Annotated in this window: 30 protein-coding genes, 1 tRNA gene and 1 pseudogene; 23 read left to right on the forward strand and 9 right to left on the reverse strand. The window is 65.8% G+C overall.

Going from position 1 to position 24440, the window contains the following annotated elements; all coding sequences use genetic code 11:
- Nucleotides 1-29 precede the first annotated feature (29 nt).
- Genes P3X83_RS04820 through P3X83_RS04830 form a run of 3 tightly spaced genes read left to right on the forward strand, consistent with a single transcriptional unit; the run spans nucleotide 30 to nucleotide 1302 of the window.
- On the forward strand, nucleotides 30-371 hold the full coding sequence (locus P3X83_RS04820) for a metalloregulator ArsR/SmtB family transcription factor (protein WP_277303622.1): 342 nt from the start codon (nucleotides 30-32) through the stop codon (nucleotides 369-371).
- Entirely contained in the window at nucleotides 368-877 is a 510-nt protein-coding gene (locus P3X83_RS04825) for an SRPBCC family protein (protein ID WP_277303623.1), read from the forward strand. Before P3X83_RS04820 ends, P3X83_RS04825 begins: the two co-directional genes overlap by 4 nt.
- The gene (locus P3X83_RS04830) at nucleotides 874-1302 is read left to right on the forward strand and encodes a VOC family protein (RefSeq protein ID WP_277303624.1); all 429 of its coding nucleotides are present in this window, start codon (nucleotides 874-876) and stop codon (nucleotides 1300-1302) included. Before P3X83_RS04825 ends, P3X83_RS04830 begins: the two co-directional genes overlap by 4 nt.
- Before the next feature lie 411 nt (nucleotides 1303-1713).
- On the opposite strand, the gene P3X83_RS04835 is transcribed toward P3X83_RS04830, so the two are convergent.
- Nucleotides 1714-1953, reverse strand: coding sequence for a hypothetical protein (locus P3X83_RS04835; RefSeq protein ID WP_277303625.1), 240 nt, complete (start codon nucleotides 1951-1953; stop codon nucleotides 1714-1716).
- A gap of 43 nt (nucleotides 1954-1996) precedes the next feature.
- Here P3X83_RS04835 and P3X83_RS04840 point away from each other — a divergent pair, with 43 nt between their 5' ends.
- The gene (locus P3X83_RS04840) at nucleotides 1997-2257 is read left to right on the forward strand and encodes a hypothetical protein (RefSeq protein ID WP_277303626.1); all 261 of its coding nucleotides are present in this window, start codon (nucleotides 1997-1999) and stop codon (nucleotides 2255-2257) included.
- A gap of 66 nt (nucleotides 2258-2323) precedes the next feature.
- Here P3X83_RS04840 and P3X83_RS04845 read toward each other — a convergent pair whose 3' ends face one another.
- Entirely contained in the window at nucleotides 2324-2806 is a 483-nt protein-coding gene (locus P3X83_RS04845) for a MarR family transcriptional regulator (protein WP_277303627.1), read from the reverse strand.
- A gap of 144 nt (nucleotides 2807-2950) precedes the next feature.
- Between P3X83_RS04845 and P3X83_RS04850 the strand changes: the two genes are divergently transcribed.
- Nucleotides 2951-4414 (forward strand): MFS transporter, encoded by a 1464-nt coding sequence (locus P3X83_RS04850; RefSeq protein WP_277303628.1) that lies wholly within the window; start codon nucleotides 2951-2953, stop codon nucleotides 4412-4414.
- Between the two features lie 22 nt (nucleotides 4415-4436).
- Nucleotides 4437-5594: a cytochrome P450 gene (locus tag P3X83_RS04855; protein WP_277303629.1), complete on the forward strand. Its 1158-nt coding sequence runs from the start codon at nucleotides 4437-4439 to the stop codon at nucleotides 5592-5594.
- Nucleotides 5595-5763: 169 nt separating this feature from the next.
- On the opposite strand, the pseudogene P3X83_RS04860 reads toward P3X83_RS04855, so the two are convergent.
- Nucleotides 5764-5973 (reverse strand): annotated as a pseudogene (locus tag P3X83_RS04860) (dihydrofolate reductase family protein); the annotation flags it as partial.
- 439 nt (nucleotides 5974-6412) lie between these two features.
- Here P3X83_RS04860 and P3X83_RS04865 point away from each other — a divergent pair.
- Nucleotides 6413-6541 (forward strand): hypothetical protein, encoded by a 129-nt coding sequence (locus P3X83_RS04865; protein ID WP_277303630.1) that lies wholly within the window; start codon nucleotides 6413-6415, stop codon nucleotides 6539-6541.
- A 209-nt stretch (nucleotides 6542-6750) separates the two neighbouring features.
- On the opposite strand, the gene P3X83_RS04870 is transcribed toward P3X83_RS04865, so the two are convergent.
- A tRNA-Tyr gene (locus P3X83_RS04870) sits at nucleotides 6751-6830 on the reverse strand.
- Nucleotides 6831-7373: 543 nt separating this feature from the next.
- On the opposite strand from P3X83_RS04870, the gene P3X83_RS04875 reads away from it, so the two are divergent.
- Both P3X83_RS04875 and P3X83_RS04880 read left to right on the forward strand, forming a co-directional pair.
- Nucleotides 7374-8066, forward strand: a complete 693-nt coding sequence (locus P3X83_RS04875) for a hypothetical protein (RefSeq protein ID WP_277303631.1) — start codon at nucleotides 7374-7376, stop codon at nucleotides 8064-8066.
- Nucleotides 8067-8384: 318 nt separating this feature from the next.
- Nucleotides 8385-9503 carry a DUF4062 domain-containing protein gene (locus P3X83_RS04880; protein ID WP_277303632.1) on the forward strand — a complete coding sequence of 373 codons (1119 nt, stop codon included), beginning with the start codon at nucleotides 8385-8387 and terminating at the stop codon, nucleotides 9501-9503.
- Nucleotides 9504-9717: 214 nt separating this feature from the next.
- On the opposite strand, the gene P3X83_RS04885 is transcribed toward P3X83_RS04880, so the two are convergent.
- Nucleotides 9718-10500: a GntR family transcriptional regulator gene (locus P3X83_RS04885; RefSeq protein ID WP_277303633.1), complete on the reverse strand. Its 783-nt coding sequence runs from the start codon at nucleotides 10498-10500 to the stop codon at nucleotides 9718-9720.
- A gap of 78 nt (nucleotides 10501-10578) precedes the next feature.
- Here P3X83_RS04885 and P3X83_RS04890 point away from each other — a divergent pair, with 78 nt between their 5' ends.
- The 3 genes from P3X83_RS04890 (at nucleotide 10579) to P3X83_RS04900 (ending at nucleotide 11861) form a co-directional block, all read left to right on the forward strand.
- Nucleotides 10579-10932, forward strand: coding sequence for an ATP-binding protein (locus tag P3X83_RS04890; RefSeq protein ID WP_277303634.1), 354 nt, complete (start codon nucleotides 10579-10581; stop codon nucleotides 10930-10932).
- On the forward strand, nucleotides 10929-11276 hold the full coding sequence (locus tag P3X83_RS04895; RefSeq protein WP_277303635.1) for a hypothetical protein: 348 nt from the start codon (nucleotides 10929-10931) through the stop codon (nucleotides 11274-11276). The genes P3X83_RS04890 and P3X83_RS04895 overlap by 4 nt, the downstream gene beginning before the upstream one ends.
- A 303-nt stretch (nucleotides 11277-11579) precedes the next feature.
- The gene (locus tag P3X83_RS04900) at nucleotides 11580-11861 is read left to right on the forward strand and encodes a hypothetical protein (protein ID WP_277303636.1); all 282 of its coding nucleotides are present in this window, start codon (nucleotides 11580-11582) and stop codon (nucleotides 11859-11861) included.
- A 239-nt stretch (nucleotides 11862-12100) separates the two neighbouring features.
- Here the strand turns inward: P3X83_RS04900 and P3X83_RS04905 are convergent, their stop codons facing one another.
- The 3 genes from P3X83_RS04905 to P3X83_RS04915 are packed head-to-tail and all read right to left on the reverse strand — an operon-like array spanning nucleotide 12101 to nucleotide 13324.
- On the reverse strand, nucleotides 12101-12436 hold the full coding sequence (locus P3X83_RS04905; RefSeq protein WP_277303637.1) for a hypothetical protein: 336 nt from the start codon (nucleotides 12434-12436) through the stop codon (nucleotides 12101-12103).
- 10 nt (nucleotides 12437-12446) lie between these two features.
- Nucleotides 12447-12995, reverse strand: a complete 549-nt coding sequence (locus P3X83_RS04910; protein ID WP_277303638.1) for a hypothetical protein — start codon at nucleotides 12993-12995, stop codon at nucleotides 12447-12449.
- On the reverse strand, nucleotides 12992-13324 hold the full coding sequence (locus P3X83_RS04915; protein WP_277303639.1) for a hypothetical protein: 333 nt from the start codon (nucleotides 13322-13324) through the stop codon (nucleotides 12992-12994). The genes P3X83_RS04910 and P3X83_RS04915 overlap by 4 nt, the downstream gene beginning before the upstream one ends.
- Before the next feature lie 167 nt (nucleotides 13325-13491).
- Between P3X83_RS04915 and P3X83_RS04920 the strand changes: the two genes are divergently transcribed.
- From P3X83_RS04920 to P3X83_RS04970, 11 genes are all read left to right on the forward strand, one after another.
- A complete protein-coding gene (locus tag P3X83_RS04920; RefSeq protein WP_277303640.1) occupies nucleotides 13492-13671 on the forward strand; it encodes a hypothetical protein in 180 nt (59 codons plus the stop codon).
- A 100-nt stretch (nucleotides 13672-13771) separates the two neighbouring features.
- The gene (locus P3X83_RS04925) at nucleotides 13772-14122 is read left to right on the forward strand and encodes a WhiB family transcriptional regulator (RefSeq protein ID WP_277303641.1); all 351 of its coding nucleotides are present in this window, start codon (nucleotides 13772-13774) and stop codon (nucleotides 14120-14122) included.
- Nucleotides 14122-14502 (forward strand): RRQRL motif-containing zinc-binding protein, encoded by a 381-nt coding sequence (locus P3X83_RS04930; protein ID WP_277303642.1) that lies wholly within the window; start codon nucleotides 14122-14124, stop codon nucleotides 14500-14502. The genes P3X83_RS04925 and P3X83_RS04930 overlap by 1 nt, the downstream gene beginning before the upstream one ends.
- The gene (locus tag P3X83_RS04935; RefSeq protein WP_277303643.1) at nucleotides 14499-15476 is read left to right on the forward strand and encodes a DUF2637 domain-containing protein; all 978 of its coding nucleotides are present in this window, start codon (nucleotides 14499-14501) and stop codon (nucleotides 15474-15476) included. The genes P3X83_RS04930 and P3X83_RS04935 overlap by 4 nt, the downstream gene beginning before the upstream one ends.
- Nucleotides 15476-15766, forward strand: coding sequence for a hypothetical protein (locus P3X83_RS04940; protein ID WP_277303644.1), 291 nt, complete (start codon nucleotides 15476-15478; stop codon nucleotides 15764-15766). The genes P3X83_RS04935 and P3X83_RS04940 overlap by 1 nt, the downstream gene beginning before the upstream one ends.
- A 126-nt stretch (nucleotides 15767-15892) precedes the next feature.
- Nucleotides 15893-18073 carry a cell division protein FtsK gene (locus tag P3X83_RS04945; RefSeq protein WP_277303645.1) on the forward strand — a complete coding sequence of 727 codons (2181 nt, stop codon included), beginning with the start codon at nucleotides 15893-15895 and terminating at the stop codon, nucleotides 18071-18073.
- A 140-nt stretch (nucleotides 18074-18213) separates the two neighbouring features.
- Nucleotides 18214-18432 (forward strand): hypothetical protein, encoded by a 219-nt coding sequence (locus P3X83_RS04950; RefSeq protein WP_277303646.1) that lies wholly within the window; start codon nucleotides 18214-18216, stop codon nucleotides 18430-18432.
- A gap of 13 nt (nucleotides 18433-18445) precedes the next feature.
- On the forward strand, nucleotides 18446-19342 hold the full coding sequence (locus P3X83_RS04955) for a bifunctional DNA primase/polymerase (protein WP_277303647.1): 897 nt from the start codon (nucleotides 18446-18448) through the stop codon (nucleotides 19340-19342).
- A gap of 188 nt (nucleotides 19343-19530) precedes the next feature.
- Entirely contained in the window at nucleotides 19531-20922 is a 1392-nt protein-coding gene (locus tag P3X83_RS04960; protein WP_277303648.1) for a YfjI family protein, read from the forward strand.
- Nucleotides 20919-21116, forward strand: coding sequence for a helix-turn-helix domain-containing protein (locus P3X83_RS04965; protein WP_277303649.1), 198 nt, complete (start codon nucleotides 20919-20921; stop codon nucleotides 21114-21116). Before P3X83_RS04960 ends, P3X83_RS04965 begins: the two co-directional genes overlap by 4 nt.
- Nucleotides 21116-22492, forward strand: a complete 1377-nt coding sequence (locus tag P3X83_RS04970) for a tyrosine-type recombinase/integrase (RefSeq protein WP_277303650.1) — start codon at nucleotides 21116-21118, stop codon at nucleotides 22490-22492. The genes P3X83_RS04965 and P3X83_RS04970 overlap by 1 nt, the downstream gene beginning before the upstream one ends.
- 438 nt (nucleotides 22493-22930) lie before the next feature.
- Here P3X83_RS04970 and P3X83_RS04975 read toward each other — a convergent pair.
- The coding region (locus P3X83_RS04975) for a hypothetical protein (RefSeq protein ID WP_277303651.1) at nucleotides 22931-24440 on the reverse strand (1510 nt) is incomplete at its 5' end.

A 24440-nucleotide genomic window follows, 5' to 3' on the forward strand; every position in this document is an offset into this window, starting at 1 on the left:
GAAGGTTATAAAACCGAAAGGTAATCAACGTGTCTGCCGATGTGCTGGACGCGACGTTCGCCGCCCTCGCCGACCCCACTCGCCGTGCCATTCTGGCCCGGCTGGCCAAGGGTGAGGCGACGGTGACCGAACTCGCCGCGCCCTTCGCGATGACCCAGCCGGCCGTCTCCAAGCACCTGCGGGTGCTGGAACAGGCCGGCCTGATCACCCGAGGGCGCGACGCGCAGCGCAGGCCGTGCCGGCTTGAGGCCGCCCCGTTGAAGAACGCCATGGACTGGCTGGCCGAATACCGCGACTACTGGGAAGAGAGCTACCAGCGCCTGGACGCCCTGCTCGGCGAGCTCAAAGCCGGACAGACGGAGGCTCCGTGACACCTCCGCGCCACGACGCCGAGGGTCTGACGGTGACCCTGCCGTCCGCCACCGAGGTCAAGCTGAGCAGGACGTTCGACGCGCCCCGCACACTCGTCTTCGACGCGTTCACCCGCCCCGAACTGCTGCGCCGCTGGCACGGCGCCAAGGGCTGGCGGCTCGTCGTCTGCGAGATCACCCTCCGCCCGGGCGGTTCGTGGCGATTCGTATCGCACGGCCCGGGCGGAGCCGAGCTGGGCCACGGCGGCGTCTTCCTCGAAGTCGAGCCCCCGGCACGGCTCGTCCAGACCGAGACATACGACGGCTGGGAAGAAGGCGCGGCGGTCGTCACCACCCTCTTCGAGGAACACGACGGCCGGACCGCGATGACCACCACGGTCCGCTACCCCTCCCAGGAAGCCCGCGACAGCGTGCTGCGCACACGCATGGAACGCGGCGTGGGCGAGGCGTACGACCGCCTGGCCGAACTCCTCGCCGAAACCACCGAAAGGACGACCACCCAATGACCGACACCACCGAGACCACCCCGGCCCCGGCGCCACCCGTCCCCCCGGGCACATTGCTGCTCGAACTCGTCCCCGTCCCCGTCTCCGACATCGACCGGGCCAAGTCCTTCTACGCCGACCGCTGCGGCTTCACCGTCGACGTGGACGTCCGCCCCGCCGAAGGCGTCCGCATCGTCCAGCTCACCCCACCGGGCTCCGCCTGCTCCATCACCCTCGCCGAGGGCGTCGACTCCCTCGACATGCCCGTCGGCACCCTCCGCGGCCTCCACCTGGTCGTCAGCGACATCGAAGCCGCCCGCACCACCCTCATCTCCCAGGGCGTGGACGTCGCCCCCGTCCAGGACCTGGGCGGCGTCTACTACGCCGCCTTCACCGACCCCGACGGCAACACCTGGACCCTCCAGCACATGCCCTGGCGCACCTGAGACCGGCCGGTCCAATGTCCGTGCGATCATGGTTCGCATGACCTCGACCAGAAAGGGCCATGCCGCGTAGGCGCCCTTCCGCGGCCGGGGGTGGGCGACCAGTCTGCTGAACGGCCACCAGGCGATGGCAGCGAAAGCGGGTGCGTTCGTCCGGGGTGATCTCGCCGGAGTCGATTCGATGGCGGCCATCACCGTCCGCGCCGGTCCGTCCAGATCCGCATGGCCGGATGTTCAGTTCGAGGGCGCGGCGAACGCGGCGCGGTCGGGAGCCGGTAGCCATTGCCGTTCCGGGTCGAACGGCCGGAAGTCGCTTTTGATGGAACGGATGAGCCGGGCCGGCACTTGGTGCGGGTTCTGCCGGTGATAAAGCAGCGAACACGGATAGACAGGAGTCGGCTCGACGATTGGAATCTACACCGTACGAGGATTCCACGGCAGCCGCAGTTCTTCACCACCGAATCCGATGTGCTCGCCCGAGCCGATCCGCTCAACGAAATGTTTCCAGCCGAAGTCGGGCCCCGAAGTATCGATCCGGATGTCGAACGCCGCGCCAAGATGGCCGTAATAGTCGGCCCACTCGCTGTGGCCATGGGCAAGAAGAAGAAAGAGGTCCTCGACGCCGAATGGGACCGCTTCTCGGCGGTCCTGCACCTGGGACGGAGCCGGAGGACCGCGCTGGGCTTACTCTGCCTTCGTGGACAGAGGGACGCTGACCAGGATCTACGAGCGTCGGGCGCGCCACGTGAACCGGAAGAACATTCCCTACCTCGGCTTTGACGAGCTCGTCACGCGGCTCGGCGCCTGTGCGCTTGAGCACGTCATCTTCGGCACCGTCAAAGGCGCTGACCCTGCCTACTCGTACCAGCTCTTCCTCTCTCCCGACGCATCCCGCGTGGTGGCCTGCCTCGGCGTCAGAGCACAGCGGGAGCGCCCGGCGCACACCACCCCCGACTGATCATCCCGGCCCAGGTCCGCTCCGCCCGCCCCGAATCGACGGCGGGGCGGCGCGCCCCCTCGATCTTCAATCTTCAGGGGCGGATCGAAGCCGGTGGATCTCAGCGGCGGTGCTGCGCTGGGCCGTCTCCAGGAAGCGCAGGACGGCGCCGAGCTCTCCGTCGTCGAAGTCGTCGAGGTCGTCTCGGGTGCGTGCGACCAGTCCCGCGTAAGCGCGGGTGACCCTGTCGAGGCCGTCCTGCGTGGGTTCGATGAGGACCCGCCTACGGTCGACAGGATCGGCCACCCTCCGGACGCAACCCGCGGCGACGAGCCGATCGATCATCCGTGAGGTCGATCCGGTGGTGAGGTTCACGTGCCTGGCCAGGACGCTCGGCGTCGTGGGCCCGTGACGCCCCAGCACGTGCAGGCACTGCACGTCGGTGTCGGTGACGCCCAGCCGGTCGGCGACGAGGTTGTTGAGCTGCACGACCAGGATCGCCCAGCCAGGTATCGCCTTGCCGACGACCTCGGCGAGCACCCCCTCCCTGTCCGGGGCCGGGTTCGTCATCGCGAGATTCCTCCATCCGGTGATTGCTGCGTGGCGCAGCAATCGTGCTAAGTTCGCTGCGCGACACAGTGACTGCACAACACAGTCACTGCGTGACGCAGTCATCTTATCCCATCGCCCTGCGACAAAGGAGCACAGCGCAGCATGACCACATCCACCCGCCCACCGAGCGGGGACGCGGCGGCACCCGCCCTGCTGCGAGGGCGCACCGCGTTCATCGTCCTCGCCGTGATCCTCATGGCGGACTTCATGGAGCTCCTCGACGCCACGATCGTCAGCGTGGCGGCTCCCGCGATCGCCGGAGACCTCGGTGCCGGCGAAACGTCCCTGCAATGGATGATGGCCGGATACACGCTGGCCGCCGGAGCCGGCCTGATCACCGGCGGCCGAATCGGCGACCAGTTCGGCCGCCGCCGCGTGCTCCTCCTCGGGCTGGCCGCCTTCATGCTGGCCTCCGCCGGCTGCGGGCTCGCACCGAACCCCGGCGTGCTGGTCGGCATGCGCATCGTGCAGGGCCTGGCCGCAGGGCTCATGATCCCGCAGGTGTTCGGCATCATCCGCGCCTCGTTCGAGCCCGGCGCGCGCGCCAAGGCGTTCGGCGCGTACGGCGCGGTGCTCGGCCTGGCCTCGGTGGCCGGGCCGCTGCTCGGCGGGCTCCTGGTCGAGGCCGACCTGTTCGGCCTGGGCTGGCGGGCCATCTTCTGGGTGAACGTGCCGATCGCGATCATCGGCCTGATCGTGGGAGCCCGCTTCCTCCCCGAGTCCCGCCTACCGGGCGACGCCCGCCTCGACCTGCCGGGCGCGGCCCTCGTCTCCGCCGCCGTGGTGCTCCTGCTCTTGCCCCTGATACAGGGACGCGACTGGGGCTGGCCCTGGTGGAGCTTCCTCACCCTGGCGCTGTCGGTCCCGGCGGTGACCCTGTTTCTGATCAGAGAACGACGGCTGGTCGCGCGCGGCGGGCAGCCGATCCTCGACCCGGCCCTCCTTCGGGTACGGGCCTTCGCCGCCGGCCTGGCCACCTCCCTGCTGTTCTTCGGCGCTCTCGGCTCCTTCTTCCTCCTGCTGTCGCTCTACCTGCAACTGGGCACCGGCCGCACCGCACTGGAGACCGGCCTGGTGATCCTGCCTTATGCCGTCGGCTCGATCATCACCTCCGGCATCGGCGTCCAGTTCGCCCACCGCGCCCTGCTGGTGTCAGGCGCGCTGGTCCTGGCCGCCTCCCAGCTCGCCCTGCTGCCCATCGTCGGCGACGGCGCCGACCCGACGTACTGGGCCCTCGCCGCCCCCCTGTTCGCAGGCGGCCTGGGCCTCGGACTCACCGCCCCGTCCCTGGTCAACGTCGTACTGGCGGGCGTACCCGGCAAGGACGCTGGAGCGGCCGGCGGCGTCCTCACCACCGTCGGCCAGGTCGGCAACGCCTTCGGAGTCGCCGTACTCGGAGTGGTGTTCTTCACCCACCTGGACAACGCCCTGGCCAAGGGCACCACCGCCCTAATCGCCTATGGCGATGCCTTCACCACGATCCTGCCCTGGCAGGCCACCTGCTACGTGGCCGCCGCCGCCCTCATGCTCCTGCTCCCCAAGCGCGCCGACGCCACCCACGCATGACAGCCACCGCCCAGGAGATCTGATGACCGCCGCGCCCCATGTCACCATCGACCCGTTCGCCGGCGCCGTCCGCAAACTCGGCGAGCCCCACCCCGCGCGTGCCCTCCTGCGCGCCGCAGGCCCCATCGTCGAGGCCGACGCCCCCGCCGGCGGCCCGGTGTGGATCATCACCCACGACGAGCTCGCCCGTGAGGCCCTCGTCCACCCGCACATCGTCAAAGACCCGGCCTGGGCACCGCTCGGCTGGGACCCCCGCACAGCAGGTCTCGAACCGACCGCCGCCACGCAGCCGTCGCTCACCACCTACGACGGCCCGGCACACGAAGCCTTGCGCCGGGCGCACGCCCCCCTCTTCACGGCCCGCCGCATGAACGAATACTCCGAACGCATCACGGCGATCGCCCGCGACCTGCTCACCGGGCTCGCGGACTCCGGCCGAACGGTGGATCTGATGGCCGACTTCACCACCCGGTACCCGCTCACCGTGGTCTGCGACGTACTCGGCGTCCCCCGCGACCGGATCGACCAGGCCATCGCGGCCTGCCGGGGCATGTACAGCGAAGACGCCGAGGAGGTAGGAGCGGCGATGGCCGCCTTCGGCGAACTGGCCGTCGCCGCACTGAGCGACGGCCGGGACGGCCTCGCCGTCGAATTGCGCGACCGGGTCCCGGTCGAGATCACCGAGACGCAGCTGCACTACCTCATCTTCACGCTCATCTACGCCGGGCAACTCACCACCGACCCGTCCCTGGGCTTCCTGCTCGCACGCGTCTTCGCCGCCAATAGCGGCGCAGCGGAGTCGACCACGATCGACGAGTTCGTCCGGGAGACACTGCGCCTGCACGCGCCGGCCCCCTTCAGCCTCTGGCGGTTCACCTCCACCGACATCGAACTCGCCGGGATCCGGCTCCCCGCCCGCTCGCCGGTGCTCATCGACATCCAGGGCATCAACACCGCCCCCACCAGGTCGATCGGGCCAGACCTCACCTTCGGCGCCGGCCCCCACTACTGCACCGGCGCCCAGCTAGCCCAACTCGAACTGAAGGCGGTCGTCGAAGTCCTGCGAGCCGACTTCCCCGAGGCCCGCCTCGCCGTCCCTCTCACCGAACTCCAACAAACCGACCTCGGCGGCATCCAGGGCAGCCGTCTGACCGCCCTGCCGGTCAAACTACGCGGCTGACACCCAGGGTCATGTCCATGCAAGGGTGTATGAATCAGCCGTCGCGTGCAGACCACTCGCGCATGCCGATTCCCACGCTGGGGTCGACCTCGACCTCGACCTCGACTTCGAGGGCGCCGGGTCGCGGCGATCAGCCGGGTCAATCCGCCGAGCTTCTGCCCACCGCCCGTCAGGGTCCAGGCTGATAGATCAGGTGCAGGACCCCGGTGGCGAAGGTGGCCGAGTGGACCAATCGCAGCGAGGTCGGACCGCTGTCGGCGAAGAGTCGCTCCCCATGGCCGAGGACGACCGGGTGGATGAGGAGGTGCAGTTCGTCGAGCAGGTTGTCGCGTAGCAGCGATCGCACCAAGGTCGAGCTGCCGCTGATGGTGACGTGCCGGTCCGGCCCCTCTTTTGAGGGCGGCGATTTCGCTGGAGACCGGGCCGGGGATGACGGTGGTGTTCTGCCAGGCCGGGGATGTCAGCGTGGTCGAGGCCACCAGCTTGGGCATCGAGTCGGTCAACACCAGGTGGACCGACACCGGAGACGCCCACGAGGCTCGCGGCTTGAAGCATCGCGGACGGGATGACGTACGGCCGGTGCCGATCCCTCCGGAGCTGGTCGAGATCCTTCGCGAGCATGTCGAAGAGTTCGGGGTCGGCCCCGATGGGCGACTCTTCCGGAGCGAGCGAGACGGAGTGGTGGCGTCAACGGCGTACACGGAGGTGTGGCAGGACGCCCGGCTCTTCGCGCTCACTCCAGCTCAGGTGGCCTCGCCGCTCGCACGTCGGCCGTACGATCTGCGGCACGCGGCGTCTCGCTCTGGCTCAACGGCGGTGTGCCCACGCCAGAGGTGGCCGAGCGTGCCGGGCACGGTGTTGACGTGCTGCTACGGGTCTACGCCAAGTGCCTGGACGGCCAGGAACAGATCGTCAACCAGCGGATCGAGGACGCGCTTGCCTCCTGAGACGAGCTGCGCCGTGTGTGAAGGGTCCCGGATGCTCTCTGGGGCTCTTCCGCGTTCCGTGAGAGCTGGTCCGACCTGCGCGAACAGCCCATGATCCATTCCGCGTATATTCCGGGAACGGTGACGAACGGCTGCGTCCGGCGGCTCGTGGCTACACGACCCGGACATGCAAAGAGGCCCTCAAGGGGCCTCTGAGCTGGTGTTACTGGTGGTGGCAGGTGCAAGGTTCGAACTTGCGTAGGCTGAGCCGACGGTTTTACAGACCCGTCGCAACAACGCTGCGACCTGCATCTTCTCCCACGAATCTGGTGATCTAGCCGTGTATTGGCCGTGCCTACTGTAACGAAACCCAATAGTGGTCGTCCCATCATCCTCAGACGCGTGGATCATCGGTGACCTCCCGCACGTGGAGGAACGCCCGCACGATGGCGTTGACGCCCGATCAGGTGAACTCCGACCTTGTGGCGCGGCCGTACGATCTTCGCCACGCAAGGGATTCAGTGCGACTCAACGCCGGCGTTCCCGCTAGCCAGGTCCTCCAGTCAGCGGGAACACAGCGTTGGCGTTCTACTGAAGATCTATGCCAGTGCACCGACCGACAAACCCAGAGGTGGCGCGATGGTCGGTCGCGCGCTGCGCGTGCCGCACGTTGCCCGTACGTGATCAAGGAATGTCTCTTGCGTTACGTGAGTGGCCAACAGCCATAGGCCCGCATACTGGTCTTGTCTGATGCATCTCAAGGTCCGGGTGTCCATGTGAGGTCTCGTGACATACTTAACCAGTCGTCCCCAAGACAAGCGTGACATGCAAACCGGGCGGCTATATTCAACCCATGCCCGAGCGCACCACCTCCCGTGACAGTAACCTCTACGGCTGCAAGCTGACGGAGAGAGACCTCCGCAGACTGGCCGATCTAATTAATCAGGGCTTCAGCGAGAAGGCAGAGCTCACTGCCTCGGCAACGGTGGACGATGTCACAATTAATTCAAAATCAATCGACGAGCTATTGAAAGAAATCGATGACGGCACAGAAGTGCTCAATCGCACCTCAATTCAGTCGGTAGAATATCAGCCCATCTACAGGCGAGCCCGAGTATTCTTTTATAATGGCTTCACAGGGGTGCTTGTGAATGGCAGCGATCACACCTGGGTGCTAGGCAAGCATGAGGAGCTAGTACGCTTCCTGTCAACAAAAGTTGATCAGCCTCGCATACTCGTGCTGCGGATTACCTGGTGGGCATTGATTGGCCTGTCGCTCGCAGCCAACATCGGAGCTCTCGCGGCGATCAGCCAACGGCTGCCAACTTCCGGAGTGTTTGCAGTTATCTTTGCACTAGCATCCTTCCCGCTATTGGCTACGTTTGCTGGCAGGGCAATCAGAACAGAGAGGAAGAGTGCGGTAATCCTTCACGATACAAAGCACAGGAAGATCGACCACATAGCGGTCGCCTCACTCGTAGCAGGAATAATTGGCGCATTGGCTTCAATCGTTCAGACTATCGTCGCTATCGCATCTGGACAGTAAGAAAACCACCTGACCACCAAACAGGAGTAGCGTGTCACTGCACGTGGTGCAATGTTGAGGTGATTACAATCTGGTTTGGATGTTCAATACTCTCACCGCGAGTGAGGATATGGTACTGGTTCGCCACACGTGCCACACCAATACACGCTGCCCGCATTGGCTGTCAGATGGTAAAACGACGGGGCGCGAGCCCCTCTGCGGTGAGTGTCACGCCCGTCAGCTAGAGCTTATGGTAGGCGGCCCGGGTCTCTATGAGGGCCGATAAGCGCTTCCCGGGCCGATCGCTCAGCTTAGCACGCCAAACTGGAGGGAAAAATAATGAATTCTTCTAATCAGAAGCGATACCAGGTTTTCGTAAGCTCAACATATCTAGACCTGATAGAGGAAAGGCAGGCGGTGATTTCTGCTCTACTGCAACTCGACGCCTTCCCTGCCGGCATGGAGCTATTCCCCGCAGCGGATGATGATGCATGGACGCTCATCAAGCGCGTAATTGATGATTCCGACTATTATCTGCTCGTGATTGGCGGCAAGTATGGCTCAATCGACTCGGTCGAAGATTTAAGCTACACCGAGAAAGAGTACAATTATGCTGTCGGAAAAAAGAAGCCCGTCATGGCCTTTTTGCACGGCAAGCCCGAGTTGCTCCCACTCATGAAGTCAGAACTTGGCGAGACAGCTCGGGCTGCGCTTAGTAATTTCCGTGCACGCGTTCAACAAGCTAAACATGTCAAGTTCTGGTCATCCAGCGAAGACTTGCCCGGCAAGGTGGCCTTGAGCTTCGCGCAATTCGTGAAACAGTATCCTGCCACAGGTTGGATAAGGGCAAATCAGCAAGCAACAATAGAGACACTACAAGAGATTAACGATCTCAGGAAGAAGATCGCCGAACTCGAGAGTTCAGCAGAAATAAATCGCCACGAACCGCCTCAGGGAGTATCCCACTTAGCCCAGGGATCCCAACAAGCCTCGCTCCCCGTATGGCTAGAAGCAATCTTCTCTCGACCTCGAAACCTCGATGCCAGAGTAGAAATATGGGTGAAGATCGACCTCACTTGGGATCAGATCTTTGCCGCCACGGGTTCAATTCTTTTCGACGACTGCGAAGAATCCACTATACATGAGCAACTAAACGGGTGGCTAAATAACTACGAGCGAGTCAATGCCTTAGAGGAGCCAGCAATCCTTGAGACACTCGCTGATAATAAGATAGATCCAGGTAGCGTAAAGGTAAAATCGATCGAAATATCATTCTCGGAAGACGAATTTCAGACCATCTTGGTTCAATTTTTAGCCCTAGGATTAATCAAGCGTAGCGAGCGCCGCCGCAGCGTTACAGATAAGGGTTCATATTGGGCGCTTACGCCATACGGAGAAACGCGAATAATACAGCTTCGAGCCATCGCAAGTTCCCCGACTCCAGCACTTTCTGACTAGCCATCGAGCATCGACTGCAGTATCCGCAAAAACCACAGAGTCCTCCTCCACACACCTTGGTAGCCATACCTCGGGAGGCAGCGCCGACTGAATTGTGCGGACTCCTCCGTGTTATTCTGCGGCGCGCCACGAAGCAGCGTGCACCTAGGCATTTACCATGGCGATCGCACAACCTCCCTGCCGGAGGGGGTTGTGCGGACTCTGCGGCTCCACCTTACTCCTCTCCCGTGCGCCCCATCTTTCCGCTGTAGACCAGGGCGAAGCGATCGGCGGGTACCACAATGTCTGCGGTTTCCACCGGCTGCTTTCCTGCGTAGTAGCTGCGTTGGATGGTCACCATGATGGAGCCCGAGGCGTGCTTCAGTTGCTCGCATTCATCCGCCGTGCCGAGCCGCGCCCCGACCTCTTCAACCCAGTCGTCGATGACCACCCCGATGCTCAGCATCCGCTCGACCACTCCCCTACCGGCCAGCATGCCGTCTTCGGGTAGGACAACCGCCGTTCCCCGTGTGGTGGCAAGGGGTTCCCAACTGGTCGAGAGCATCACGGGCTCTTCGTCGGCCGTGAAGACGTAGTGAGTCCTGACCACGTCTTCTGTGTCGCCTTCTGCCTCGGTGAGCGCTAGACGGTTGCGGATCTCTGGTGGTGCCTGGATGGTCTGTGAGTCGTAGGTCCAGCCTGCGGCACGCCCCTGGCGTTCCATGTCCTGCCGGAATGGCGAGCCGTACGGCCTCGCCCGGTACCAGGCGCGGATCAGTCGTTGTGGCTCTCGTGGCAGGCGGACGAAGGTGCCAGCGCCGGAGCGGGCTACGGCGAGACCTTCAGAGATGAGGACCTTCAGCGCCTCGGACGCCGTAGACCGCGAGATGCGCAGGTCAGACGCGAGCCCTGGCACGGAGGGCAGCCGGTCGCCTTCACGTAGCTCACCGGAGGTGATCTTGGCGCGCAGCTGGTCGGCTACCTGGAGATACAAGGGACGTTCGTCGTCTCGATCCACGCGGGTAGCTTGACAGCCTTACCAGGAAGCTTCAAGCTTGCCGGTACACAGCTCGACCTACCCGAGAAGGTTGGGGCGATGTATCGACAGTCCCTCCCATCCACTCAAGCCAGCATCGAGAGCGCCGGCACCTGGGCGCGCGGTATCGCGCAAGCTGAGTTGCCCGGACTCGCCACCGTGGCCGACGAAGTCGCCCGAGGCTTATTGTCCGCAGCGCTCCGGCGAACTCCGCTCGGCGAACAGATCCATGTCCAGATCGACATTACCGGCGAGGGCCTGCACATTGAGGTCCGCGACCCCGGTCTACCCGACCCGACAGGCGGCTTCGAGACGGCCGAACTGTCGAGCGTCACCTCGTCCTTTGGCGCGTCCTGCGGGCCGGAGGGACACCGCACCTGGGTACTCCTGCGAAAACAACGGATGGCGTCATGACCGCACGCGATGAAGACGACAGCACTCCAGACAATGCCAGCCGACAGGAGAGCGTGGACAACGTGTTCCAGCTGATCTCACGCGCCTTCGATGACGCGGTCGCGGCCGTGCGGATGATTCCGGAGCCACGGCGTGCCTTTGACGACGCCACCCACCTCGCTGAGAAGGTTCGCGGGATGGCGGACACCGCCGCCCAGGTGCGAGCGGAAGCCGCCGCACGCGTGCACCGGGCGGAAGGGCTGTCGGTCGGCAAGCTCGCCCAGCGGCTCGGGATATCGAAGGCGCGCGCCGAGCAGTTGCTCAGGATGGCACGAAGAGCGAGAGACGGCCATGGAGAGAAATAGGGGGCTCATCCAGCCAGCGACGGTTGCCGCCGATGAGCTACAGCGTGCCCTCTCGGCCTACGGCATCGTCGCCGACGTTCACACAGGGAACCGCATCGCGCTCATCTCGGTATGGACCGACCTGGTCGTCTGGACAGATGGGGTGGTCTACCTCTGGTGGACCGGAAAGGTCTCACCACGTTCCAGGCGGTACGTATACGCGAGCTACGGCGTAGAGCATCTGGACACCGTTGCTCGCGTCGTGGCGCGCCGATTCGACGCCTTGCGCAACCTTCGACAGCCCTGGTCCGTGGACGGTGCACCATGTGGATGACACTGAATTGGAACTCCGACGATTTCCCGCCTCGGACGCTGGAACAGATCCAGGCCAATCACGAAACCCTCATCAGGGTGCGAGCAGCGGCGGCGGTGATCGTGGCGCGGAGCATCAACCTGCAATCGCTGGCTCTGGTCCGTGGCTGGGATCTGTCACGTGCGGCCTTGGACGAAGCCGCCGCCAAGCTCGGGATGTCACCGGTCTCAGATGAGGAATGGGAACTCGTCACGGACTGGCGCGGCGGCAGGGTCGATGGCCCTTCCTCGTAGGGGATGGCAGGGGAATCCCTCCCCTGCCGCCGCGCCGACGCTGGGCACTCTGCCCTGATGATGCCCCTCCCCCGCCTCCCAGATGACTGCCGACACATCGCGGCCGGTCGTGGAATCGACCCCGTCCCCGGCATATCCGTCCCACACCCCTGTGCGGATATGCGCTCACTCACCGTACGGGCGCGGTCGCCTCGATCTCTGGCCAGAGCATGCGGCAGCGAGGCGGGGGAGGCTCGCTTTCACATCTCATCTGCGCGAATATCGGCGGACACCGTCACCGCGACACCTTCGTAATCCGATTTCGCCGCATGAAGGTGAATGCCACCAGGGCGTTTGATCCCATCGGGCCACGTCACGGCGCCGAGGGCGGATTGCCATGCGTAGAAGTCCCGCTCCCGCTGTATCGGGTCGCTGGCGTGACACTCCCCCGCCACAACAGGACCCGCCCCACCGTCCCCGATCATCCACGTGATGGTGGGCAAGTCCTCGCGTCCGGTGCGCTCTAGAAGATTTCCAAGCGCCCGGTAAGCCTCTTGCTGAGAGTTCAGCTTGTCGTTCTCCTCGGCCGCGGCCATGGCTACCTCACTAGGTGACGTTCGCGTCAGGAAGCACGATCGGCGATTCCCCGTGCTTGTGGTCGTACATACCGGCCAGCGCTGAGCGGAAGCCGGCGAGGTGGCCGCGCCACACGTCGCACAGTGCTTCACGTGCAGATGAGTCCGTTTGCAGAAGGAACTGAAGGTGCCGAAGTCCATGCATGAGCACGTCGATGTAGCGAGGGAAGGGCGCTTCGGTGGCCGTCACTTCGATGGGCTTTCCAACCGCGTCGGGCAGTTCAGGGCTGATCGGTACGGCTCGCGGCCACCGATCCAATGCCAACTCCTCCGAGCAGCCCACCACGGCGACGTAGGTGAGGATCACCGCCGTATCGTCTGCGCGCCATGACGTGGAGTGCAGCAGTTTCACGTCCGCCGTCTGGTGCTCTTCCAGCAGTGCCTCAACGGCGCTGTGCGGATCGCTGTCCTGCCGGATCGCATCCGACCGCCAAGCGTCCTGACCGCTGATCAGCCACAGGCCGACCTGGTCGGCCGAGATGGGCCAGACTTCTACGCGCACCTCAGTGGTGGCACTCACGTGGCTTCCTCCGGAGCTGGATTTGCCTTCTCATCGGCCTTCTTGGCGGTGTTGATGAGCTGTGCTGCGCGTGCTTTCGAAATGCTGATGCGATCCGCCAGGCCGGCCAGCGATAGTTGCTCGCTCTTGAAGATGCGGGCCGCAGACTGCGCCCGTAAATCCCCCGAGGCTTCGCTGAAGCGCTGAAGCGTCTCTACCAGCTGGGTGGCTTCGCCGTACGCCCGGTCAGCGTCGGGGTCGTTTTGGATGGCGCTCACCGCGGACTCGAAAGCACGCACGAGCCCCGCCAGCGCGGCGGCTACCTCGTCGTGCGTGTCCTGGTCCTGCATGCAGCCCAGGTTACGCGAACCGTCAAGGGGGGCCTAGACACGCCGCGCTCCCCTGCGGCTGACCTCGCACATGACACGCCGTGTAGTCCCCCCTTGACGCTCGTACAGGGGGGCCTGTACGGTACTTCGTGTAGGCCCCCCTGTACGGCCCGACCAGAGGAGTTCCGATGATCCCCGTCACCAAGCCCCGCCGCCTGCTGCCCACGCTGTTCGTGCTCGCGGCCGTCCTGTTCCTCTTCTACGCCGTCAAGCAGCCCGAGCGTGCCGCTCAGGTCTTCCTCAGCGCCATCGACGGGCTCGGGATCGTTATCGACGCCATGAGCAGGTTCATCGATGCCCTTGCCTGAATCCCCCCAGAAAACGCCGGAGCGGCCCCGATCCGCCAAGACAGGAAGCCGCTCCGGTCTCCCCGCCGCCCATCAGAGAGCAACAAGGAGTGCCACCATCATGGCAACTGATCCCATTTCCGTCACTACCGGCAGGGCGAAGATTCACCCGTCCCTGCTATCGCCCAACCAGCGCCGCAAGGCGTTCCGGGGCAGGGGCGGCGCGCCCGAGGCCGATTGCCTGCTTGACCTCGATCTGCACAACGGCCCGGCACACGCCGAGTCGGCCGAAGAGCGCGCGGCCCGCGAGTCCGTCGCTCGTGACGTGTGCGACTCCTGCCCGTCGCTCAAGCTCTGCGCCGACTACGCGCGGCGCGCCTGCCCCGATTCGGGCGTGTGGGCGGGGATGACCGCACGCGAGATCGTCGCCTCGCCTGACCAGCTCGGGACCGGCTGGGCGGAGGTGGCTTGATGAGTCGCATTCGTGCTGCGTTCTGGGATCCGGCCGGTGACCGCTACGGCATCCCGTCCTACCCCTGGCGGATGGCCCCGCCGCACCTGCTCACCCTGCGCCAGCTCACCGCCAAGGGCCTGCGCCCCGGCGGCCAGGGCGTACAGGCCCAGGTGCTGTGGCGCTCGCGCCGTCACGGTACGAGTGGCGTTCGCGCCGCCTACCTCTACGATGTCCGGTTCGCCCTGCCCAAGCGCACGGCCAGCCTTCGCCAGCGGGCGGCCCTGGCCAAGGCGAACGCCGCTCGCCGTACCTGCCCCGAATGCGGCCTTGACGCGGGCTATGTGCTCCCCCGGCACCTCGGAACCTGCCTGAACTGCGCCGAGGAGCGGGCTGCATGAACGACCACGAGACCATCAACGCTCCGAGGCCGCTCGGTCAGGGTGAGCACACGGCTATTTCGGTGACGGCCGCCGCGACCGGCGTCCTGGGCCTGCTCGGCTTCGTGATCAGCTTCGCCACCGTGGCCACGGCCGCCGCGCCGTCCTTCGGGTGGCTGGCCTGGATCGTGCCGCTGGGCATCGACCTCGGCATCGCCGTGTTCTCCGCCCTGGACATCGTGTTGGCTCGCCTCGGCATGCGCCTGCGCTGGCTGAGGCTGATTCCTTGGGCGCTGACCGCCGCGACGGTCTATCTGAATGTCGCCACCTACCTCGGTGCCGAGCGCGTCGACTGGTTCGCCGTGGTGTCACATGCGGTGCTGCCGCTGCTGTGGGTCATGGCCGTGGAGGTCGGTGCGCATGCCGTCCGCAAGCGCGCCGACCTGGCCAAGGCCGACCGTATGGACGGCATCCGCCGTTCGCGCTGGCTGCTGGCACCGCTGCCCACCCTCGCCCTGTGGCGTCGCATGGTGCTGTGGGAGATCCGCAGCTACCCGGACGCGCTCACCCGTGAACGTGATCGCATCCTGGCCAAGACCGAACTTCAGGACCGGTACGGACGCCTGTGGCGCACCAAGGCCACCCGCCGCGAGCGCGCCCTGTACCGGCTGGGCGAACTGGTTCCGGTATCCACACAACACCAAGTGCAGATCTCGCCGGTACGGCTGGCCCCCGCCCCGGCGCTGCCGCCGGCCTCTGCCCGCAAGCGGCCCAGTCGCAAGCGCGGCAAGGTCACACGCCATACGTCACCCGACGTCAGCGACCTGATCCAGGTAGGTCGTCGAGTCGCAGCCGACCTGAACGCACGAGGAGTGCCGCTCACCCGCGACCGCCTCCGCGCCGCCGTCCGGGAGACTGGCCGGTCGATCTCAACCGACCGCGCCGGAGCGTTGCTCGCCCGCCTGCGCGCCGAGCCGAAGAGCGAGGCCGCCTGATGAGCCTGCGCATCTCCGAGGAACTGATGAGCTGCGATCGGTCGGGGCAGCGAGCCGTACGGCGTGCGGACGGCCGGTGGACCGTCAGCGGATACGGCGGGCGGGCCTTCGACCGTGACCAGGCCATCACGGCTCTCACGCTCGGCGAGGTCCTGGCGATCAGCCCGCCGCCCGGTGACCCGATCTGGCTCTTCGTCCCTGGGTGGCGAGCCGAACTCGGCACCGCGCCCACCGTACCGACCGGCATGACCCGCGCGGACCGTCCGCGCCGGACGGACCGCCTCGCGTAACGCCGACCCGCGCGGACCGACCGCGCGTAGTCGCTGACCGCCAACGGGGCGCGGGCCCCACTCGCCAAAGCCGGATCGCGCCCCGCCCACCCCGCGCAATTCCAACGCACACGAGGTGACCTCATCATGTCCGACCAGCCCGACGACAGTGCACAACAGCCCGACCAGGGCGCGGAGATCGTCCACTTGGACACGGTCCGCGCCGGGCGCCATCCCTACCCGCCAACCAGCCCCGACGCCGAGCCCGATGGCGAGGTGATGCGCGTTGACCGCGCCGGAGGCGAGACCCGCGACTGGATCACCGACCTTGCGGAGAAGGCCAGGACCCGCCGCCCGATCGTGCCGCTGTGGCTGCGCTCCCGCGCCGAGGCTCTGAGCATCCTGTCGTGGGTCGCCGCCCACTACGTCTACGTGGCCGGTTACCAAGCGAGCCGCGCCCCGCTGTACGCCGGGCGGCTGGCCGTACGCTCGCCGCGTGGCTTCGGCCGATTGGTGGGCGGTTTCGTCCGGTGGACCTTCGACCTGGAGGGCGAGCCGGTACGGCTGGCCACCGTGCAGAAGGCCGACCCCGACGCGTACCTGAAGCTGAGCAGGCAACGGGATGCGCGGGTACGGCTGCGCGCGCTCGGTGCGCTGCTCGTCATGATCACGCTGGTGATCGTGAGCATCCTCGTGGCCAGCGCGCCGACGCCCGCGCAGTGGGCGGCGCTCGCGTTCATGGTCGCTCTGCTGGGCGTGCTCGGGCGTCCAGCCGATCGGCCGCTGATCGATCGCGCGGTCATCCCGACCTCGGTGGAGAAGCTGACCAGTGACGTGGTGATCCGCGCGCTGGGCTCACTCGGCATCGCCGCGATCAACCAGGCCATCGCCAAGAACTCCCGTAACCCGCTGGACTTCAAGGCACCGATCACCCGGGACGGCCCCGGCTGGCGCGCCGATGTGGACCTGCCCTATGGAGTGACGGTCGCCGAGGTGATGGACCGGCGCGACAAGCTCGCCTCTGGCCTGCGCCGTCCACTGGGCTGCGTGTGGCCGGAGACGGTCCCCGAGGAGCACACCGGCCGACTGATGCTGTGGGTCGGCGACCAGGACATGAACAAGGCCCGTCAGCCCGCGTGGCCGCTGGGTCGCTCCGGCAGCGCGGACCTGTTCAAGTCCACCACATTCGCCACCGACCAGCGCGGCCGGTTCGTCGGGCTGACGCTGATGTTCGTTTCGGTGATCATCGGCTCGATTCCGCGCATGGGCAAGACGTTCCTGCTCCGGCTGCTGGCGCTGATCGCGGCCCTGGACCCGCGTACCGAGTTGCACGTCTATGACCTGAAAGGCACCGGGGACCTGTCGGCGCTGGAATGCGTCGCCCATCGCTACCGCGCCGGAGACGACGACGAAGACATCGAGTACGCCATCGCCGGCATGCGCGCCCTTCGCGAGGAGCTGCGCCGCCGCGCCAAGGTGATCCGCGGCCTGCCGAAGGACATCTGCCCCGAATCGAAGGTCACGCCCGAGCTGGCCGGTAACCGGAGTCTCGGCCTGCATCCGATCGTGATCCCGGTGGATGAGTGTCAGGTCTGGTTCGAGCACGAACGCTTCGGGGCGGAGTTCGAAGCGATCTGTACCGACCTGGTCAAGCGCGGCCCGGCGCTGGGGATGGTGCTGATCCTGGCCACCCAGCGCCCGGACGCCAAGGCCCTGCCCACCGGGATCAGCGCGAACGCCGCCGTACGGCTGTGCCTGAAGGTCATGGGCCAGATGGAGAACGACATGGTGCTCGGTACCTCGGCTTACAAGAACGGCGTCCGCGCCACCATGTTCAGCTTCAACGACAAGGGCATCTGCTACTTCTCCGGCGAGGGGGAGAACCCGCGCATCGTGCGCTGTGTCTACCTCGACGCCCCGGCCGCCGAGAAGATCGCCCTACGCGCCCGCGCCATGCGCGAACGGGCCGGAACGCTGTCGGGTCACGCCGTGGGCGAAGGCTTCGACGCGACCGAGGCCGCGCAGGGCTCGGATCTGCTGGCCGACATCGCGGCCGTGGCGAGCGAGCCGAAGCTGTGGAACGAGGTCGTCGTCGATCGCCTCGCCGAACTGCGGCCCGAAGCCTACGGCCCGTGGGCGGCGCTGACGGGTTCGGCCAAGTCCGCGCAACTGACCAACGCGCTCAAGCCGTACGGCGTCAAGACGGGCCAGGTCTGGGGCACCACCGCCGACGGCAAGGGCGCCAACCGCACCGGGATCACCCGCGACGACATCACCCACGCCCTGACCGAACGTGATGCTCGCAAGAGGGCGGGCGCGGCTTCCTGACCACGCCGACGCCTCTAGACCTAGAGGCCGCCCCCTCTAGGTCTAGAGGGTCCGCTAGGCCCCGAAACCCCGCCCTGCCTGCGCTCTAGCGCCTAGGCCCTGGCCTTCCCCGACCCGCTCAAACGTCTTCGGAGACCACTTTGGCGACCCTGCTTGCCCTGCTAGGACTCTACGTTCCGCTCGTCACTCTCGGTTACTGCCTGATCTGCCTGGTGTGCCCGTGGCGTGCCTGCCCGCGCTGCCGTACTCACCGGCGGCGGCACGCCTGCCGCGCCTGCAACGGCACGGGCATGCGGCCCCGCCTCGGCTGGCGGATCTACACCTACCTCCGCCGCTTCCACGACAACGGCACCCGCTGAAGGGGACCTGCTCATGTCTGCTGACCTCACCGGCTACGCTCTGGCCGCCGCCGCACGCGGCTGGGCCGTCTTCCCGCTCACCCCGCACGGCAAGCGCCCCATGCGCGGTTTCACCGACTGGGAACGCCACGCCACCACCGACCCCGGCCGTATCCACACCATGTGGGCGCGCGGCCCGTTCAACATCGGCATCGCCTGCGGCCCCTCCGGCCTGGTCGTGCTCGACCTGGACACCCCCAAGCCCGGCCAGCACCCGCCACCACCATGGGACCAACCAGGCGTCAACGACGGCGCCGACGTGCTCGCCATCGTGTGCGAGCAGGACGGACAGCCGTTGCCGCTGGAAACCTTCACCGTCCGCACCCGCCGAGGCGGCACACACCTCTACTTCACCGCCCCGCCCGGCGTGCGCCTTGGCAACACCGCCGGACGCCTGGGCTGGTTGATCGACACCCGCGCCTGCGGCGGCTACGTCGTCGGCCCCGGGAGTAACGTGGAACTCCCGGATGGCACTGGCTGCTACGAAGTGATCCACACCGCCGCCCCGGTGCCGCTGCCCGACTGGCTGGCCGTACGGCTGGCCCCACTGCCGCCTCAGCCACCAGCCTGCGCGCCCGACGTCCTGGCCATGCTCGGAACCGACCGAGCCACCGGATACGCCCTGGCCGCCCTGCGCGGCGAAATCGAACGTGTCCTGGCCGCCGCGCCCGGTACCCGAAACGACACTCTCAATGCCGCCTCCTTCGCCCTCGGCCAGCTCGCCGGCACGGGCCTTCTCCCTCGCCGTCTGGCCGAACAAGCGCTACAGCACGCCGCCGAGGCCACCGGCCTGAGCACACGAGAAGCGATGTCCACCATCCGATCCGGGCTCGACTCCGGCGAACGTCACCCCCGCAGGGAGGCCGCATGAGCATCGCCAACGGCCACAGCCCGGCACAGCAGGCCACGGCGATCCTGACCAGGCTCGCAGCCGCTGACCGCCTGGCCGACGCGCACAACCGCCCACCACACCAGTGGGACACACCCATCCCGCTTCGCCAGCGCGCGGAGCTGCCGCCCTTCCCCGTGCGTGCTTTCCCGGCCTGGGTGGCCGATCACATGACCGCCGTGGCCGAGGAGACCCAGACCCCGCTGGATCTGGCGGGCTGCGTCGGGATGGCTGCACTGTCCACCGCCGCAGGCGGCAGAGCCGTCGTCAACGTCCGAGGCTCATGGATCGAACCGGTCAACCTCTACGTCCTGGTGGCCATGCCGCCCGGCTCGCGCAAATCCTCGGTATTCCGCGAAATGACAGCCCCGCTCAGGCAAGCCGAGAAGACACTCCTTGACCGGATCGGCCCGCAAATCACCGAGGCCGAGGTAACCCGACGCCTAGCCGTGGAAACCGCCGAGAAGGCCGCTCGCACAGCCAGCGCCGCACGCGGGGAGGCAGCAACCGAGGCGATCGCCGAAGCCCAAAGCACCGCCCTGGCCGTGGAGGGCATCCGGGTTCCCGTCAAGCCGCGGCTTGTCGCCGACGACATCACTCCCGAGACCGCCGCGAGCCTGCTCGCCGAGCAAGGGGGACGACTGGCCGTGCTGTCCGCCGAGGGCGGCATCTTCGCCACCCTCGCCGGACGCTACTCCGGCACGCCCAACCTGGATCTGTTCCTCAAGGGCCACGCGGGTGACACCCTCATTGTGGACCGGCGTGGCCGCACCGAGCAGGTGGACAGCGCCGCGCTCACCCTCGGCCTGGCCGTGCAGCCGGAGATCGTGGCCGACATCGCGGGCATGCCCGGTTTCCGGGGAAAGGGGCTGCTCGGCCGCATCCTGTACAGCCTGCCGACATCCAACATCGGTTACCGCCGCATCGATCCCGACCCCGTTCCGGCCGAGGTCGCCGAGCGCTATCAGCACAATCTGCAAAAGCTCGTCATCGGCATGCACGAGTGGGACGATCCCGCCCGGCTGCTGCTCTCGCCCGAGGCCGCCGAAGTGTTCGCCGAGCAGCGTCGCCGTACCGAGCCCCGGCTGCGGCCCGACTCCGGCGACCTGGGCCACATCGCCGACTGGGCGGGCAAGTTCGATGGCGCGGTTGCACGCATGGCCGGACTGATCCACCTCGCCACCCACGTTGACGACGGCTGGCGACGCCCGATCAGCGCCGACACCATGACCGCTGCCGTGGAGCTGGGCGCGTACTTCACCGCTCACGCGCTGGCCACCTTCGACGCGATGGGCGCTGACCCCGACATGGAAGGCGCCCGCACCGTCCACGCCTGGCTACAGCGCACCCGCCCGGAACGATTCACCGTCCGCGAGGCATTCACCGCGCTCCCGAGAAGCCGCTTCCGCAAGGTCGGCGAACTGGAACCGGCCTTGGAAGTCCTTGACCAACTCGGCTGGATCCGCCGACAACCCGAACCGCCCCGCACCGGCCCCGGCCGCCGCCCCTCCCCCATCTACGCCGTCCACCCGCTGATCACAACTAGAGCGAGCCACCGGTGAAAGCAGCCAGACCCGATCCCGACAAGCTCACCGTCTCCCAGGTCTGCGCCGAACTCCAGATCTCCCGGTCCACCTTCTACGACTGGCGCGCCAAGGGCCGCGCGCCTCGCTGCATCAAGCTCCCCAACGGTGACCTTCGCATCCGCCGCCATGACTTGGACAAGTGGCTCAACGACCTGGAGACGGCCGCCTGATGGACAACATCACATACCGCGTACGCTTCTGGAAGATCAAGACCTACAAGGGCTCCAGGGTCACCACTCACACCGTTCGCTGGGTTGTGGAGAGCCGCGAGTGGAAAGAGCCGTTCCGCAACATCGCACAGGCCCGAAGCTTCCAAGCGCGTCTGATGACGGCCGCGCGTGAGGGGGAGGCTTTCGACATCGGTACCGGGCGACCCATCTCGTGGAAGCGGGAGGAGTCGCCGCTGAGCTGGTATGCCTTCACCTTGGCGTACGTGAAGGCCAAATGGCCGTACGCTTCGCCCAACCACCGCCGAGGCATTGCTGAGGCGCTTACCGACGCCTCAGAAGCCCTCTACACCAGTGAGAACGGCGCACCATCCCGCGACATGTGCCGCGCCGCGCTCCGCTGGGCGTACAGCACGCGGATCAGAGACGATGAGCAACCGCCCGCCGAGCTGGCTGAGGCTCTTCGGTGGCTAGAAGGACACACGATCGCGCTGGCCGCACTCGCTGAGCTCGGCAAGGGGGCTACGCTGGCGCGCGGCATGCTTGACAGGATCAGCCGGACCAAGGACGGATCCTTGGCCGCCGCCAACACTGCCAACCGTAAGCGCATGGTGCTGAACAACGCCATGGAATACGCCATGGAGCTCGGCGCACTTTCGAAGAACCCGTTGAAGGCCGTGAAGTGGACCCGTCCGCGAACACTCACCACCGTGGATCCACGGACGGTCATCAACGCCGAGCAGGCAAGGCGATTCTTGGCCGCCGTTCATGGACACAGCGAGCGTGGACAGCGTATGAAGGCATTCTTCGGAGTGCTATATTACGCAGCTCTACGGCCGGAGGAGGCCGTAGACCTCCGCAGAGAACACCTGGTGAGCCTGCCCGAGGAGGGCTGGGGCGAGATGCGACTGACGAGCGCCGAACCACGCGCCGGTAGCCGCTGGACCAACAGCGGCCAGCCACGCGAACGCCGCGCGCTGAAGCACCGCGCAGATGGCGAAACCCGGTCCACCCCGATACACCCTGAGCTGGTGAACCTATTCCGCTGGCACCTGGAAGAGTTCGGCACCGGTCCTGATGGGCGCGTATTCATCGGCCCCCGGGGCGGGCTGATGACCGATCGCGCCTATCTGAAGGTCTTCCACGAAGCCAGGACTATGGCCTTCAGTCCTGCTGAGGCTGCATCTTCGCTCATGAATGTGCCCTACGCACTCCGTCACGCTGCCGTATCCACATGGCTTACCGCAGGTGTACCGGCGCCCCAGGTCGCCGAGTGGGCAGGCCACAGTGTGGCGGTCCTGCTCAAAGTCTATGTCAAGTGCGTTCACGGCCAGGAAGGCGAGGCCATGCGCCGAATCTGGGATGCTACCAGACCTTAGCCAGCACTAGATACAAAGGTGCCGGACATCAATCGAAATCTCCGCTAGAAATGATACCGGCCACCTCCAGAGACCGCCCGCATGGGCGGCGGAAAGAACTTCACACAATCCGGTAGGCCGGAGCTAAGGGACGAAGCTGTGGACCGTCGATCGCCCCCGGCCAGGTACGGCAACCTGCCATGCCGAGGCGATCGTAAGGGCTGCCACTATGCGGCAGCGCGGCAACCCCAGTCGGAACGTTCGGTTGGTACGGCGGAGCCGGCGCGCGGTGTACGGCCCGGTGTCCCGCCGCTGCCCGAGACCAGCCCCCCAGGCCGCACGCCCGGACGGCGGGCGGAGGGTCGGGGGGTACGGCGGCGCGCCGCGCCGCCGCTTGATAGCCATGAGAACAATTCAGCCGCCAGATGGACTAATCACGATACCAGCAGTTTGACTGCACTAGCCTTCTGTTCCACGCAAAAGCTCGTCTGTGATGACCTCAATAACGTCGGGCTCAAAGCGAATCAGAGTTGTTAGGCATATTTGCCAGTGTCCGCCTTTCAATGCATGCGCAAGCAGTTGACGGCCCTCAGCAACTGGAGCCTTGGCTGCTAGTGCCGTGAGTGTATAAGCCTGTTCACTGGCGTCTAGAATCGCCTGCGCAGTAGACTTCGCCCGTCCAATATTCCCGCATTCGACATGGGCCTCCGCAACCATGCGAAGCACACGCGCTTGCTCGCCAGGATCGACTATGGAACGGGCGATGGACTCCGCCTCGTTTAAACAGCCACTTTTGACATAAGCACCGGCGATCGCAGTGAGCAGTTTAGTCCGCCTTGACGAACTCCCTATAGAGGACACGACTCTTGTGGCCCCGCTAAAGTCACCTAGTGAGGCCACCGCCACTGCGGCAGCTGCGAGCGCGAGCTCACGTACAGTTGGGGCGCTAATGAAGTGAGCTAAGTTCTCAGCACGATCCAGGCCCCTTAGAGTGGCTATCTTCGGCACGATATCCTGAAGCGCGGAGTCTCGGGACGAGGCGCTAGGAATCGCGATAGCAAGAGAAATGGCCTTGTCGGAAATTTTCCGAGCTCGACTTACATCGCCTGCGCCAGCCACCTCCTGCGCCAAATTCATATGTGCCCGAGCTCGCAAATCCGGATTCGCAATAGAGCCCACCACTCTTTCGGCCCTCTTTTTGTCGCCGATCGCCACCGCAGATCGGGCAATCGACGACATCAATTTAGCCTGAGGGTACGGCTCCTTTATCGACATGGCAATCGCTTCTGCGTCATCGAAATTGCCAGTGCTCAGTTTACGCTCAATCCTGCCGGCAAGCTCCTCCACAGGTGTCCGGAAGCCGCTGGTCATTGCCGAGCAAGCCTCGCCGCTGCTGCGGGCTCGGGAGAAGAGCGCCATCAACTTCGCATGCATAGCAGGGTCTAGAACCGCTTCGATAGTCTGCGCAGCACTAGCCACATCACCGTTCTCTAGCTCTGCGCGTACGATGAATGCTAGAGCCTTCACCTGTTGTTCTGGCTCACGGATCAGGCCCACGATGGCCTTAGCCTGACCGAGGTCCCCCCTCCCAGCAAACGCCTCCACCACAGCTTTAAAGGCGCGCGCCTGCTGGTTTGCATTAGAGATGTGATGCGCAATTTCTTGCGCACGGTCTACAAAACCAGCTTGGGCCGCAGCTAGCGATAGAGCACTCAACGCTCTACTTGCATGGGACGGCGCTGAAATCGATCGCGCAAATACTTCAGCCTCGCGTGCTAGGTGTGCAGATTGGACAGTCTCGCCACTTTTCGCAGATCCAGATGCAACAGCAGCAAGTCCTCTAGCATGCCGCGGCGCATTTGTGATGCCACGGACGATATGCATCGCGCGTTCTAGTGCCGCGTCACCGAACCTTGCTAGGTCATTGATCGTTGGTGGGTGAGCACGCCAGCCTTGTCCCGGAGTAGTT

Origin of the sequence: Spongiactinospora sp. TRM90649, assembly GCF_029382225.1 — a bacterium.
Lineage (GTDB): Bacteria > Actinomycetota > Actinomycetes > Streptosporangiales > Streptosporangiaceae > Spongiactinospora.